At 57.9% G+C, this 14,817-nt stretch carries 11 protein-coding genes; 4 read left to right on the top strand and 7 right to left on the bottom strand.

Annotated elements, in window-relative coordinates:
- Positions 1 to 212: 212 nt before the first annotated feature.
- Positions 213 to 1,751: a S8 family peptidase gene (locus ETAA8_RS25545; protein WP_145095321.1), complete on the bottom strand. Its 1,539-nt coding sequence runs from the start codon at positions 1,749 to 1,751 to the stop codon at positions 213 to 215.
- 323 nt (positions 1,752 to 2,074) lie between these two features.
- Here ETAA8_RS25545 and ETAA8_RS25540 point away from each other — a divergent pair, with 323 nt between their 5' ends.
- Entirely contained in the window at positions 2,075 to 2,635 is a 561-nt protein-coding gene (locus ETAA8_RS25540; protein ID WP_145095319.1) for a hypothetical protein, read from the top strand.
- 90 nt (positions 2,636 to 2,725) lie between these two features.
- Here the strand turns inward: ETAA8_RS25540 and ETAA8_RS25535 are convergent, their stop codons facing one another.
- From ETAA8_RS25535 to ETAA8_RS25525, 3 genes are all read right to left on the bottom strand, one after another.
- Positions 2,726 to 3,016 (bottom strand): PAAR domain-containing protein, encoded by a 291-nt coding sequence (locus ETAA8_RS25535; protein ID WP_145095316.1) that lies wholly within the window; start codon positions 3,014 to 3,016, stop codon positions 2,726 to 2,728.
- Positions 3,017 to 3,149: 133 nt separating this feature from the next.
- Positions 3,150 to 4,220 carry an FHA domain-containing protein gene (locus ETAA8_RS25530; protein WP_145095313.1) on the bottom strand — a complete coding sequence of 357 codons (1,071 nt, stop codon included), beginning with the start codon at positions 4,218 to 4,220 and terminating at the stop codon, positions 3,150 to 3,152.
- Between the two features lie 173 nt (positions 4,221 to 4,393).
- Positions 4,394 to 5,656 carry a dipeptidase gene (locus ETAA8_RS25525; RefSeq protein ID WP_145095311.1) on the bottom strand — a complete coding sequence of 421 codons (1,263 nt, stop codon included), beginning with the start codon at positions 5,654 to 5,656 and terminating at the stop codon, positions 4,394 to 4,396.
- Positions 5,657 to 5,745: 89 nt separating this feature from the next.
- Here ETAA8_RS25525 and ETAA8_RS25520 point away from each other — a divergent pair, with 89 nt between their 5' ends.
- A complete protein-coding gene (locus tag ETAA8_RS25520; protein WP_145095308.1) occupies positions 5,746 to 6,294 on the top strand; it encodes a zinc ribbon domain-containing protein in 549 nt (182 codons plus the stop codon).
- Between the two features lie 28 nt (positions 6,295 to 6,322).
- Here ETAA8_RS25520 and ETAA8_RS25515 read toward each other — a convergent pair whose 3' ends face one another.
- The 3 genes from ETAA8_RS25515 to fhcD form a co-directional block, all read right to left on the bottom strand.
- Positions 6,323 to 7,510, bottom strand: a complete 1,188-nt coding sequence (locus ETAA8_RS25515) for a cysteine desulfurase family protein (protein ID WP_145095305.1) — start codon at positions 7,508 to 7,510, stop codon at positions 6,323 to 6,325.
- 26 nt (positions 7,511 to 7,536) lie between these two features.
- Positions 7,537 to 9,801 (bottom strand): redoxin domain-containing protein, encoded by a 2,265-nt coding sequence (locus tag ETAA8_RS25510; RefSeq protein WP_145095302.1) that lies wholly within the window; start codon positions 9,799 to 9,801, stop codon positions 7,537 to 7,539.
- A gap of 181 nt (positions 9,802 to 9,982) precedes the next feature.
- Positions 9,983 to 10,870, bottom strand: a complete 888-nt coding sequence (gene fhcD, locus ETAA8_RS25505; RefSeq protein WP_145095300.1) for a formylmethanofuran--tetrahydromethanopterin N-formyltransferase — start codon at positions 10,868 to 10,870, stop codon at positions 9,983 to 9,985.
- A 408-nt stretch (positions 10,871 to 11,278) separates the two neighbouring features.
- Here fhcD and ETAA8_RS25500 point away from each other — a divergent pair, with 408 nt between their 5' ends.
- Positions 11,279 to 13,228, top strand: a complete 1,950-nt coding sequence (locus ETAA8_RS25500; protein WP_145095297.1) for a hypothetical protein — start codon at positions 11,279 to 11,281, stop codon at positions 13,226 to 13,228.
- Positions 13,229 to 13,298: 70 nt separating this feature from the next.
- Positions 13,299 to 14,738, top strand: a complete 1,440-nt coding sequence (locus tag ETAA8_RS25495) for a helix-turn-helix domain-containing protein (RefSeq protein WP_145095294.1) — start codon at positions 13,299 to 13,301, stop codon at positions 14,736 to 14,738.
- Positions 14,739 to 14,817 lie beyond the last annotated feature (79 nt).

Genomic DNA, 14,817 nt, shown 5'->3' with positions numbered 1-14,817 from the left:
GTGGCCTGCCCCAGCGTTTGGCCGCGAAAACTCCGCTCCCATTTCCATCGTAAATGTCCAACAATACCATCGATTGTTGGACACCACTCTCGCGGAAACCCGTGAGTTGCGCACCTCACTGTTCAACAATAGCCCCGATTGTTGGACACCCCCCTTTTGCCGTTGGCTCGCAAGGCAGACCTGGAGCGATGCTCCGCTGCAAATGCCTCGGCTTACTTTTTCACTTTTGTCTTCACTGCCTTCTTCACTTTCTTTTTCACTTTCTTTTTCACAACGGGCTTCTTCGGTTTAGCAGCTTTTTTTGACGCCGGTTTAGCAGTTCCCTTCGCAACCTTCTTCGCCTTTTTCTTAGTTGCCTTCTTGATGACCGCTGCCGGTGGAGCCGCAGGTGCTGGCGCGGCGCTGCCAGTCGCTAGTCGGAGGGCAGCCAGGGCCGCGACCGCATCGGGAACGCCACGGTTCTGGCGAGCGATCGGTTCGGTGGTCAGTTGCTGGCACGAGTCGAAAATGGCTTGCTCCAATTGATCGACCGTCGCGCTAGGTACTGCTTCCAACAGTAGGGCCGCGAGCCCCGCCACATGTGGCGTAGCCATCGAAGAACCCGACATCAGTTGAAAGCCGCCGCCAGGCTGAGCGGAAAGGGTGTCGACACCTGGAGCCACCATATCGGGAACGCTCCAGCGGCTGAAACGCTGACTCGAAGAAAAATCGGCCACGCCATCCCGATCGTCCATCGCTCCCACGCTCAGTGCTTCGTCATAGTTTCCGGGAGATCGACTTGTTCCAGCTCCTTCATTGCCCACCGCAAAGACCGGCAGCACTCCCTTCTCGCGCAAAAGTTGAGTGAGGGGAAGGAAGTCGTCAGAAAAGCCGCGCAGGCCCAGGGACATGTTCAAAATCCGGCTTCCTTGTCCGATTGCCCAGTCCATGCCGGCCAGAATGCGGGCAATGACTTCGCCCCCTTCGATCACAATCGCACTGGCGAGCAGCGCTTCAGGAGCAACGCCAATCGCCTGGCCGCCACTGGCGCGGCCGGCGATGGTCCCCGCGGTGTGCGTGCCGTGATCGCCCGTGTCGTGGGCCGTTGGCGTGGGCGAAACTTCAAAACCAAAGAGGTCGAATTCGGCAAAGGCGTGAATTGCCTTCTTGAGCGCTGGATGACTCCCATCAATCCCCGTATCGAGATGGCCAACGATGATTCCTTTACCCGTGATCCCACTGGCATGTAGTTTGTCCGCCTTGAGCCGCTTCACGCCCCAGGTAACAGTATTGCCCGCTGCCGCGCCAGTAGGCGGAGCTGGCTTCCTTTCGACGGGGCGAATCAAACTGAACTTGGGCGCCAACATCACATCTTTGACTTCGTTGTTGTTCTGCAATGACGCCAGACCGGTTTGATCGACACTGCCGAGCATCACGCCCAAGTTGGGAAAAATGCGCGCTGCCGGAGTGTGCGAGGCCGCCGATCGCGCCCCTTCGTACCACTTGCCGCCGGCAGTCGCGAGCAAGCCCCGCGGTCCCGAAGTGGCCATTGCCGACGCCTGAGAGGTTTCTGAAATGCGAAAGCAGGACGCCAACTGCAGCATGGTGGCTTCTGGTGCGGCCATCGCACCGCGTGATTCTCGCACCGGAAATGCCGATGCCAACCCAAGGCTCGGCTTCACCATGCTTGCCGCCGTAGATGGCTTTAGCACCACAATAACTTGTGCCGTGCCAGTAACGGAGAGTTGATTCCCGATCGAGTTGCTAATCATGTTTGGACATCCTCATGGTATGAGCCTAGGTACCAATGAACGAAGACGCGGCTACTAACTCGACGGCATATATTTATTTCCGTCTAAGCGTTAAGCACAAGAAAATTAGCGACTCAATATTCTCAAGTCAATTAATTAATTGCCGTGTTCAATCGCTTTACTTTAAATACTTCCACAATATGAATGCGAACTAGCCAATTAGAACGCTGTGTTGCCTAGTTCCCGAACGTGGCGCGTGCGCTGACAATAGTTGTCACTGCCTTTGCATCGCCACCTCCGTTTGGAAAGTCGCTCTGGCCAGCAAGCTAGATGAAACAATCGCTATGGTTGCCATTGTCACTGCTGCGCGCGATCAAGCCGCGCTCGCGCAAGTGGCCACGGAGAGAGCAAGTCAACTAACGCAGAAGGATATCGATAAATTGCCGGATCGTTGGGCCCCTGCCTTTAGCGCAAAGAAAGCAGGAGCGCCAGAGCTTAAGGATGCCTGGGAGCAGCTTTGGTTTGAAGCCCTCACCGAAATCCTGATTCAATTGAAACTCGATGGTCTACCGCACTTGCTTCTGCTGATGGATCGCAATGATTCGACCTATCACAACTTTGTGATCGTGCGGTTGCTGCGATTGGCCGCCCAAGGAATCGAACCCACCATGATCTTGGACCGCATTCGCCGCCGGCTCGGCAATTTGCAGCACGTTTGGACGCTGGAAACAGTGCGCGAGACGGTCTACTGGACGCAGGTCGATCCGCGCCCCTTAGAACTGCTGCGACCGATGTCCGATATCGTTGTGCCCCATTCCGACGGCGATACCGTAGGGACGTTCATTGCCCGCATGGAAATGGAACTGCCGGTTCATCTGGCCCGCAGGAAAGCGCAAGGCCTGTAGCCGGCGATTTTCGCGGAAAGCTGAAGTCAGAGGCACGAGTACGAGAGTGCAGACCTGGCAGGCAGGAATGCCTATCCCACTCATCGGCAGTTAGCCGATCAGCGTGGTTGGATGGCCGAGGACGATGGTACCGCCATGGGCAGTCAAGTCTCCCATGCGGGCAGCGGGCATACCGCTGAAGAAAGTAATGAACGAGCCAAGCACGATGACATCGGGCGGGCCGACGCAAACGCACATATCGCCAACTCTTGCCGGGGGCATGCCGCCAACCAGCGTGGGGATGCCGCCGGGGGGCAAAATGGGGCCGCCGACGTGAGGCACCAGCACCGTCACCATCGGGCAGACGTGCATGTCGGTAACGCGGGCACAGGGCATTCCCATCTCAGCCTCTCCCAAGTTGGACGCAAAACAATTGCGAAATCAGGGCCTACTACGATGATCGCCGGCCGGTTGCCAAAGTTGCGAGGAAAATTCCCGAAATTCCGACAAACGTAAAATCAGGCCCCATTTCCGCTTATTTCGCGCCTCCCACCAGTTCTAGACCAATGCGAACAAACTCGCGATAGCGATCCGGAGCCTTCTCAGGCTGGCGCGCGACCGCGGCGAGCAGAATGGCCCCGGTGGCGGCGTGGGCACACTGCGTCGGTCCCGGCGGCACCACAGGTGCTGGAGGCGGCGGTCCCATGCTCCCTTCGCTCCAAAACACAGCCATCGCCACCCAACTGGCGGGGGTTGCGTGTTCCGCCTCCTGAGCTGCGGCGTAGGCAGCCCGGCGCAGATCTTCGCCCGGTTCGCCTAGCCAGCGTTGAACGATCTCCAGCGCGCGGGCATCGACTTTCGACAAGCCATCGCCGAGCGCCGTCTGCACGCACCGCAGCGACCACTCGATCGCCGAGAGTTTGCCCATGCCGAAGGCGAGGACGCGAATGGCGTCGAGGAATTTTTCTTGATTTGCCAGGAGGGTCGCGAACTGCGGCGTGCTTTGGCTGGGCGAAGCGAGCTTTTTGTTGTCGTCTTCAATCGGCGCGATGGCGGCAACATCGGTCGAGACCGGGATCAGCAGCCCAATGCTACCGGCCACCGAGCTCGCTGTTGGTGCAGACGGGGCTGGCGTTGCAGCCGCAGCCTGCGAATGGGGCGCGTGGCTATGCGTCTTGTGTTCCGACGGAGCAATGCCGGAACCGGGTGCCTTGGCCGGCACTAAGAGCATTTCTTTTTTAGTATCGAACAGGGGCGGTGCCAGTTGCATCGCCGGAATCTCGGGGCGGGTCGTATCCCCTTCGGCAGCATCTCCCATGAAGACGCGAAACGTAGCTTGCCCAGTCTTTATCTCGTCGCCGTCATAGACCAACGTTTCAGCGATCCGTTCGCCGTTGCGAAAGCTGCCGTTTGCCGAGTTCAGGTCTTTGAATTGGCACTCGCTACCCAGCCAACGGATGGTGAAGTGCACGCTGCTCATCTCCGGATTCTCCGGGCAGCTGACATCTGCCTGATCGGTCCGTCCGACGTAAAGCAACTGCCCTTCACGCAGGGTAATCTTGCGCCCCAAGCCAGGACCTTTGATCACTTGCAAAAATGCACGCATGGAAACCCAGCAAGCTAGTGAACAGAATGCGAGTAAGACGCTCGACTAACTTACCTTTCGCCACTGAACATTGCCAAGGGTGAATTGCCCCAAGCGGGGGCAATTGGTCGTTACGATCGTCAGATTGAGCAGAATTACCCAGGTCGGCGACAAATAACGCCTAAACTGCGTCCCTATTCTTGAGTCATCGCGGCGGCAACTTCCTCAGCCTTCTTCATCACGCGAAGGACATTGCCGCTCATTAGGCCGTGAATCTCGGCGGGCTGCCAGCCGCGATTGAGCAACTCCTGGGTGATCAGCGGATAGGTCGAAACATCTTCAAGCTGCATCGGGCACTTGCTGATGCCGTCGTAATCGGAGCCGAGCCCGACGGACTCTTTGCAAGCGACTTTGGCGATATGTTCGATGTGATCCACCACGTCATGAATATCGCCGACCGGGTACGGATTGCGCTTTTCCCAGCGTACGCTCTCGCGCGTGTAGTCGGCCTCATTGGGAAACTTCGCCCGCAGTTCGCGCGAGACGGCAAACATGTTCGACAGAATCTCAGCCGATTCGGGGACGACAAAGCCTGAGAAGAAATTGACCATCACCACGCCGCCGTTCGCTTTCACCAGTTTGAGTACATCGTCGGGCACATTGCGCGGATGGTTGGCGATTGAGCGGGCCGACGAATGGGAATAAATGACCGGTGCCTTCGACACTCGCAGCGCGTCGCGCATGGTGGCATCGCTGACGTGCGACAGATCGACCAGCATGCCCAGCTTGTTCAATTCGCGTACGACTTCTTCGCCAAATGGCGTCAGCCCTTCGTGCTTGGCCGTGTCGGTCGCCGCATCGGCCCATTGAAGTGTGTCGCTATGGGTGAGTGTCAGGTAGCCTGCGCCACGCTTTTTCAAACGCCGCAGGTTCTCGAGCGAGTCCTCGATGCAATGGCCACCTTCCACTCCGATGAGCGACGCGATCTTGCCTGCCTTGCGCGCGGCCTCGATATCGGCGACGGTCACAGCTGCGGCGAATGTTTCCGGATAGCGCTTAATCATCGCCTCGACGAGATCGATCTGTTCCATCGTCTGCTGCAGCGCCGTCCCCGCCTGCGCCGTTTCCGCAGGGACATAGACGCTCCAAAACTGGGCCCCGACGTTCCCTTGTTTCAGCCGCGCGATATCGGTGTGCATCTTGGGCTGCGGCTGGGCGATGTCCCGTTTATCGAACGAACTGCTCGCCTCCTTCCGCATTTCCCACGGCAGATCGTTGTGCCCATCAAACACAAAGCCCGCCGCATGCACCCGTCGACCTTCGTCGGTCAGGACGACTTTTTTGCGCTCGCGCTTTGCGGATTCTTGGGCAATCACGAGATTGCACGTCAAGTTCGCAGCGGCGACGACTACTGCGGCACGGAGAAAATCGCGACGTGAAGCATGAGCGGCAAGCATAGAACATCCGAAATCTTGGTAAGTGCATCTACATCACCTAACATGTGAGCATATCGTACAGCAGGTAACGTGTCGCGAGGCGAAGACGTATGATCATTTGGGGCCAATACGAACGTGAGAAACCCGAAGATTCGGGACGATTCACTTGTCCGCGATGTGGTCCACATCAGACCTTTACTTTGGTCCGCACGCGGAACTATTCGCATATCTATTTCATCCCCATTGGCTCGCGCGTAATCGGCGAACGGGTTGAATGTGACAGCTGCCGGACTGCGTTCTCCGTCGCCGTCCTAGGTGGAGACACGCTGGCCGTGCCGAGCGCCTTTGAAGCGGGCCTCGATCATTCGACCTCCTTGTCCGGCACCTATGGCAATGTCGTCGAGTTGTTGCCCGCGGCCGTTGAAGAAATCAAAGCTCGGCATGCGAAATCAGGATTCAGTCACGATGTTGTTGTTCGCGTCGATCCGGTTCGGTCATCAGCCCGCCTGGTCACGGTGACCTTCGACGAGGCAGTCGCCGATGGCCAAGATTGGATTGGTCAATCGTGCGGCATCCCGATCATTGTGGATCGGCGGGTTGCCCCGGAACTTCAAGGAAGCAAGATCGCCTATCAAGACGGCCAGTTTGTACGGACTTAGCAGGTGTTTTTGAGATTCGACGGCAGCTTTACGCCATGCTGCTCAAGGCCCGCAGTCGACGAACGTTGTCGATGACAAGCTGCGCGGCGAAATCGATTTCTTCTGTGGTGTTGAAGCGACCCAGGCCGAACCGCAGGCTGGCCAGCGTGAGGTCTTCGGTCTGACCAATGGCTCGCAACACGTGACTTGGTTCCGGATTGGCCGAGGTGCAAGCGCTGCCGCTCGAAACGGCAACGTCGCGCATGCTCATCATCAGGGCTTCCCCTTGGACATAGGGAAAGGCGCAGTTGAGGTTGCCAGGAAGACGAATCTCTTCGCTGGTGTTCCACTCGGGGCCATTCAGCACGACATCGGGAAGTTCACGCTGCAGTGCTTGAAAAAGCCGTTTGCGCAGGTGCTGCAAACGATGTGATTCATTCGGCTGTTCAGCCAGACACAGGTCGAGGGCCGACGCAAATCCCACGACACTCGCCACCGGCAACGTGCCACTGCGGAGGCCATTCTCTTGTCCGCCGCCATCGATTTGCGATTCCAGCCGCGTACCACGTTTGACGTAGAGGGCTCCAATTCCCTTGGGTCCGTAGACCTTGTGGGCTGTGAAAGACATCAGGTCGACATTCAGCGCCACAACATCCACGGGCAACTTGCCCACCCCCTGCGTCGCGTCGCAATGAAAGGGAATCCCGCACTCGCGGCAGATCGCGCCAAGCGCTTCGATGGGCTGAATGACGCCAATCTCGTTGTTCGCCAACATCACGCTGACGAGGCAAGTGTCGTCACGCAGAGCAGCCCGAAACGTTTCGAGATTGATGCGCCCAGCACCCGGACTGCCGACTTGCTCGACCGGCAACAAAGTGATTTCAAAGCCCTTGCGAGCCAGCTTCTTCAGCGGATCGAGGACCGCTTTGTGCTCGGTCGTTACACTGACGATGTGATTGCCGCGTCGGCGAGCCCGGTCGGTCACGCCGCGAATCGCCAGGTTGTTGCTTTCGGTCGCGCCGCTGGTGAAGACAATCTCGCGCTCGCTCGCCCCGATGGCTGCGGCAATGCGACTGCGGGCATCATCGGTGGCTGCTTTCGCTTCCCAGCCGAAGCTGTGGCTGGTGCTCCCCGCATTGCCATACACGCTGGTGAAGTACGGCAGCATCGCGTCGACCACACGGGGGTCGACGCGCGTGGTCGCATGATTGTCCATGTAAATCGGTGTCGGCAGCATGACTCCAGTTTACACGGACCAGGGATTTACTTCTTCAGCAGGTCGGCAGCTTCTTTCAATACTTCAACGGCAGCAGGCGGAAAGGCTGCCGACTCGGTGCTCCAGAAATTGAGGGAGCCGGTGGCGTCGTCCGACTTGCGGGGAAAGTGGACGCTGGAGCCGAACGTGCGAGCCATAAACTGCAAGTCGACACCTTTCGCAGCGGCCAGTTTCTCGTGAACGATGGGATCTGTCTTGTCGGCATAGGTGGCCACGGTAGTGAAAGAGGCGGGCAGCTTGCGCCCCGAACCGCCGACGATCTTGCGAATTCCCTCTTCTTGCGCAACACAAGCAATGTTCAGCTTGTCCCCTTCGACGGTCGTCCAGCAAATCCGATCGAGTTGGGGCACAACCTTGCGCAATTCTAGGCCAAACGCGGCCAACTTGGCATCCGAGGTAAGAGCATCTTTGGCCAGCGTTCGCAGTTCGGGCGTTAACTTGGCCTGTTGTTTCGCGGCGAGTGCTTCGAACTCTTTCAATCGCGAGATGCTGATCTTGATTGGCTTCACTTCAGCTGGAGTAGCGTCGAAATAGCCGATCATCATTTCTTCCCAGGTCTGATCTCCCCAGCGCACCGTCGACTTCGGATCGGGATTGGCCAGATTCTCGGTCGAGTTATCGAAGGTGGCTTCACAGCGCAAGCGAGAGCCTTGTGGCATCAACTTGGGCTCGGCAAGTTCGTAAGCGTTTTGCCAGGCGAAGTCATAACGGGGAATATCGAGCAGAATCTCTTCTTTGCCATCGGGATAGACGGCCGTATAGCGGAACGCTTTGCCCCGCAGGTGCATGTGCGGAAAAAAGGCGAGCAGGTTGGTATCGCGGCTGAAGGCGTGAATCGCGTCGACTTGGTAGTTGGCATCACCGGGCGGAATGCGGAGCCCGCGATTAGTGGCCTGATCGGTGCCCACCTGGTGCTTCACCTCGGACGGATCGATGAAGATCAGCCCCAAGCTGCTCCGATCGGTTTGCGGAGTGCCATTGGGCGTGTAGTGCATTTGAAACACCAAGCGCGAACCCGCTGGAATGAGCTTGGCATGACCATCGGTCAGCACGAGTGGCCGCGCACCGGGCGCAGTGGCCGTGAGCCATTCGGAATGGACATCGCCCACCTGTCGGCCGCGACCATTTCCTTGCTGCAGCCCGAGAATGATGTGATGCACGACCGCGCGATTGCCTGGCCGGCACTCCGCGGCCTTCACCCATTTGTCTTCGGTGAAGCCCGGATCCACAACGAAGTACTGGTAGCGCACTTCACCGGTGGCCGGCACGTTGAACGGTTTATCGGCCATGTGAATGACCAGGTCGGGCTCGCCGATTTGCCAGCCTTCGACAAACTTGGGAGCGGCTGGAAGCAGTTTAGGATCGCCCTGTGGCGCACCGTACGAAACCCAATCTTCGATCGTTTGCTTGTCCTCGGCCGAGAGTCGCGTATCGTTGCGGAACTTGCCGTGCGCGGGATTGGCGTGCCACGGCGGCATGCGCCCATCCTCAACAACTTCGGCAATCATTTCCGCCCAGCCCACGGTTTCTTCGTAGCTGGTCATCGAGAATGGGCCGATCTCGCCTGGGCGATGACAGTGAACGCAATTTTTGTTCAAAATCTTGGCGACGTGACCGGTGTAAGTGACCGGCGCGGACTCATCGGCTTTCAGTTTGCGGCCGATAAGGCAGCCCACTGGGTCGGCTGTTTTGATTTTTGGTTCTTGGCCCGCAAGAATCGCGGTGATGGCATCCCCCAGGTAGTCGTGTTCAGCCTTGGGGCGTTGCTTGCCGTAGGTGAATTGATCGTCGATGCGACCGTGGTAGCGGACCACATGTTTGCCATCGAGCACCACGATTTCGGGAGTGCGGGTGGCTTGGAATTGATCGGCAATGACGTTGCCCGGATCCTTGAGCAGGGGAAACTCAATCCGCAGTGTTTTTGCAAATTGAGCCACTTCGGCCAGTGAATCTTGTTGGTTGGAAAAAATGCCCCACACAGTCACCCCGTCAGCTGCGTGCTTCGTTGCCAGCTTTTGCAACGTTTGTGCATATTGCCCGGCCAACGGACACTCGCAACCGAGGAACGCCAGCACAATGACCTTTTGGTCCTTCACATCCGCCAGCGAATGGGCTTTGCCGCGAAAATCTTGCAGCGAGAAGTTAGTGGCCTGGGTAGCAGACTCAGCAGCCTTTAGCCCCGGTTGAGCCAGACCAAGTGTGAAGAACAGAGCCAAAATCCCCACAGTCGAGCGGCAAACGAGTGATGGCATTCGAAAACTTCCTTCTGGACCAGTGAGTTAAGGCGAGTGAGGACTGGCAATGCACCTCGTTCCCCATACTAAACCTTCGCCAACCAACTTAGGTTTCGCCCCGCTCCAGAATCAAGATCGATTCAGCTGCGAATTCTTAGGGTGAAAACGTGTTCTACCAGCGAATGACGGGCTTTCGCACTCAACTTAGGAGCTTGTGCAGGTGAAAATGGAACTTCCCGAGCTTGCCCCCGTAGTTGCCGGCAGTAATGGCGACGATCCCCTCACCGGCCGCGGCCTGCATGGCGGCGACCATTGCCTGCCCCACGGCGGATTCGGTTTCGCCGTCGATCACGATTTCGTACGCGCAGTTTGTCTCGGGGTGAAGATTGCACAGGACTCGCCCCCGCAGCGTCGGGCAATAGGCATCGGCGGTTGACGCTTTTAATCCTTTGTAGCGAGAACCGACTTTGCTGCCGGAACGTGCGACGCCGCCAGGGAATGGGGCAATGACACCAGGCATGGCGTGTACCGCTTCCGCCGCCCGTCGGGCTGCTGCCAGGGCCACGCTTTGTTCGCGCGCTTGCAGAATGATGTTGCCGCCGGCCACGCCGCGCTCCACGCCCAGGACATCTTCGACAATGAACTCGCCGTCCATCACCGGAATGCGCCAATAGCGCCGCGTGCTGATCAGTTTGCCCTTTTGGTAGCCATCGCCGAAGTAACGCAAGTGCTTACCAAGTGGAATTTTTGTCTCGCTATGGGGCAACCCATTGAAAACGGCCGTCGAGGGACATGTCATCAAACATTGGCCGGTGCGGTTCGGTATGGCTTTGGCCAGCGCATCGGTCGAGAAGCCAAACACCAGCAGGCTAACGCCGACTCGACCGTCGGGACTTTCCGCAGGCGAGAGGCGGCGCTCGATGCCAATCTCGGCATCGCAGGCAATGACGGAGGCACTGTATCCGGAGAACTCGCGGACTGCCGCATCGAGCCAGTAGCCATCAGCAGCGGTCACAATCAGACGGCAATACCGCATGCCAAAGGCTTCGGCAAAAGTGTCGTCGATCAGGGTTGGTCCCAGCTGCACGAGAAATATTCCCAAAAAAATGTCGCGAAGTTGCGCTCAGCGAGGGGTGCGAGATCGTCTGAATTCTAGCGGAGCCTGTTAATCAGTGGCCCGTTCGGTTTATGGTTGCCATTGGCCGTGCTGGGACGAAGGTAACGCATCGCCGCCCTAACGACCATACAACGGTGGAATGAAATGCTTAAGCGGCGATTGTTCATTCGGGTGGGTGGCGAGTGCGAGTCGCCATTTCACCGGAATACTCCGCAAGATTAGCCGCTAATCACTTCCGTAAGCTGTCGTGACAATTGCATTGTCCTTGTCACTTTTGAGATTTGCACGATAATTCATGCTCTGGCCCCTGTTTCTCTCCGACAGGCGATGTGCTGGCAAGGGATTCTTCGTTCACACTAATTTTTCAGGGCTCAAGCGATGTCGGAAGAGTTTGATCCGTATCGCAAGTGGCTCGGGATTCCCCCGAAAGATCAGCCGCCGAATCACTATCGCCTGCTAGGTATTCCGCATTTCGAAGACGATCCGGATGTCATCGAAAATGCCGCAACGCGTCAAATGGCGCACGTGCGGACATTTCAGGGGGGCCGCTTTTCGGCTCACTCGCAGCGCATTCTCAACGAGCTAACAAGTGCGAAGCTCTGCTTGCTTCAGCCTGCGAAGAAGGCCCCCTACGACGCACAGTTGCGCCAGCGCCTGCAGGCGGCCGGCAAGCTATCTTCTGAATCGGCTTTAGAGCCGGTCCTGGAAGATGAAGCGGGAATGCCGCCACCCCCGCCTGCCGGTTTTCGGCAAGGGGAAGGTCGTTGGCGCACCGGCGGCGATACTCAAATTCCTCCGCCCGCTGGTGTTCGACCGGTCCCGATTCCGATGCCTTCGGCACCCGTTGTCGCCACGCCCGCGCTTCGTCGCACCACCACCGTCGCCCGCGGTCGCAAGCAAAGTTCGCCTCTGCCGATGTTGTTGCTCGTCGGCGCGTTGTGTCTGCTGGTAATCGGTGGCGGCGTAATCGCGCTGATGTACTCACAGGATTCGACCACGGCCAAGAACCATCCCAAACCAAAGCCGTCGGCTAACGAGCGGCCAACGCCCAAGCCCCAGGCGGGACATACCAAGTTCCCGCTCGGCTCGACGGTGAGCCGTCCCAAGCCGCCGTTCCAACCAAAGACCGACACCGTCGCCAGTCGCCCCAGCGATTCCACGTCACCGCTACCGCAAACGACGTCTGACCCCAAAGCGGAACTGATTCTTGCGCGGCAGGCGATGTCGCTGCGCGACGAAAGCAAGTACCAGTTTCATATCAATCAGGCCAACTACCTGAACACCAATCAGCCCGGGGAAAATCCGGCCGAGATTCAGGCAGAAGAAGAGCACCTCCGCGAACTCCACAAACAGTTAGCTTCGTTTTGGCAGTCAGTCCGGGATGGCGCGGAGAAAAAGATTCCCAAAGGGGAACGCTTCAAATTTCGCAAGCACGAAGTGGAACTTGTCTCGCTCGAAGGGGACAACCTGATCTACAAGCTGGATGGCAAAGAAGAATCCTCGGCACTCAAAAAGTTGCCTGGGCGAATTGCTGTGACAATCGCTTATCGAGCATTCGGCAATGACAACATTGAAGGCAAGATTGCGATGGCCCTGTTCCTGGCCGTCGATGCAGAGGCTGCCAGCGATCCGGGCAGTTATCGGTTGGCTGGCAAGCTGGCCGAAGACCTGGCCAATGCGGGGGTCGAGAATAATCCTCTTCTCAAACGCGAACTCCTTTCGCTGCCCAAGTCGGCCGGTGGTGACGATGACTTCACTCCGCCCATGATCGTCGGTGGAGCGACTCCGACCAGCGGTCCTTTGCCTGGAGCAAATCCACCTCCCGTTTCGGATCGTCAGGCGCAAAAAGAAGCCCGCGAGAAGTTCCAGGCAAAGTATCGCGAGCGGCTACTGCAGGCCGAAGAACAACCTGCAAACGTGAAGCCCTTAATGGACGAACTGGCGGAAGGTGCGAAGACAGCGGAATCAAACGAACTAAAGGTCGTGATGCTAACGCAGGCCTGTGAACTAGCTGCCAAACTGGGCGATAGCGCCAGCATCGTTCAATGGAGCGAAGAGATCGGGCCGATAAGTGGCGAAAACCCGCTCGATATTCAATACCGGCTGTTTGGTCGCTGCAAACATGATTCGCCCGAGCTGACTCGCGAGTTCGTCAAGAATTGCTTGGCAGCCATCGGCAAGGCAAATGAGCAAAGCAATTTGTATCTGGCCATTGAGTTTTTGAAGATGGGCATCCGCGCCGGCGAGAAATTTCCGACGGTGGTCGAGTTTCCGAAGCTCGTAGTCATGCTGCAAGAGTTGGAAAAAGCGAAGGCCGAACGCAAGTAACGGCTTGACCAGCTATCATGGTCGGTGAGCACCGTCGCTCGCTCTCCTCTTCCATTCAGCGGTTCTTGCCATGCCACGCCCTGCTTCTCCAGCCCGCTTGCTGTTGAAGTATCTCGATCGCGCGACAAATCCCGTCTACCTCGTCGATGGTGAGCGGCGTTTGCAGTTCGCAAACGAGGCTTGCTGCCAATGGCTGGGACGCACAGCCGACGAGCTTCAAGGCCTCGTGTGCAATTACCTGGCCACAAGTCCTCGCGAGAACCAACCCCCGGCCGAACTGTCGTTAGGGCCGCCACCGGAGGCCTTTAAAGTGCCGGCGCTATCGGGCGAAGTCTTCGGCGGCACTGCCAGCGGTGAAGGTCAAATTCGCTCGGCAGTCTTTCACTCAATGGCAGAAACCAGTGGCAGTGAACATCCTTCGGCCGCCGTTTTAGTGATCGTCGGAGACGTGGTTTCAGCCGCTCAAGTCAGCAACGACTTGCAAGCTTCGCCGACGGCGCGGCTTAGTCATTTGCAGTTGCTGCAGCTGCGGCGGGAACTCGATCCCGAGCTTTTTCTCAGTCCACTTATCGGTCAAAGTCACGCGCTCAAGCGGTTGCGCGAGCAAGTGAAAGTCGCACAGCAGGCAAACGTACGCGTATTGATGGTCGGGCCTAAAGGAAGCGGCAGACGGCAACTGGCACGGGCGATTCACTATGTCGGCGATGCAAGCAAGATCGGGCCGCTTGCTTCCGTCGATTGTCCGGTGATGGACGCGGAACTGATGCAGCTGACACTAACGCGCTTCCTGAAACAACGGGAAGGTCAGCAATATCGTCGGCCGCCAGCACTCTTACTCACCGATGTCGATCAATTGCGCGCGGATGCCCAGCAGGAGTTGGCCGGCTTTTTGTTGCTCCCCGGGGTTGAATTGCAGACCATTTCGACAGCGACCCGCTCGTTGCACAAGTTGGCCGCGCGCGGCAAATTCCGTCTCGATCTGGCATTCGCTCTCAGCACCTTTACGCTCACCGTTCCTGCGCTCGCTAAACGTTTAGACGATGTGCCACTGCTAGCGCAGCACTTCTTGGAGCAATACAACAGCCGCGGCGAAACTCAGCACAGCGGGTTTGCGAATGACGCGATTGAACTCCTCACGTTGTTCGGGTGGCCGGGCAATGTCGAAGAGTTGGCAGAAACCGTGCGCGAGGCTTGCGAGCGAGCAGTCGCGCCGCTCATCACCGCTGCCGACTTGCCGGAGCGATTGCATCATGGCCGGGAGTCGCTCCTGCATCAGCCTGTGGCGGAGCCAAATATCAAGCTCGACGACTTTCTAGCCGAAGTTGAGAAAGAACTGCTACAGCGGGCCTTGAAGAAATCGAGTGGCAACAAAACCAAGGCTGCCGAGTTGCTGGGTGTTCATCGAGCCCGCCTGATCCGCCGCCTGGTGCAATTGGGGCTGATTCAACCGACCGCTCGCGACGAAGAACTTGTCATCTTCGAACCAATTCAACCCGACCCCGCGCCCTGACTTGAATTACGCCGGCCAATTCCCCCGAATGCGGTAAGTCGCCCCCAGAAAATGCCTTGACGGTTTCTGTGCGACGAAG

This window comes from Anatilimnocola aggregata (genome assembly GCF_007747655.1).
Lineage (GTDB): Bacteria > Planctomycetota > Planctomycetia > Pirellulales > Pirellulaceae > Anatilimnocola > Anatilimnocola aggregata.
Note: the sequence above shows the minus strand (reverse complement) of the source record. Positions and strands in the feature narration are given on the sequence as shown.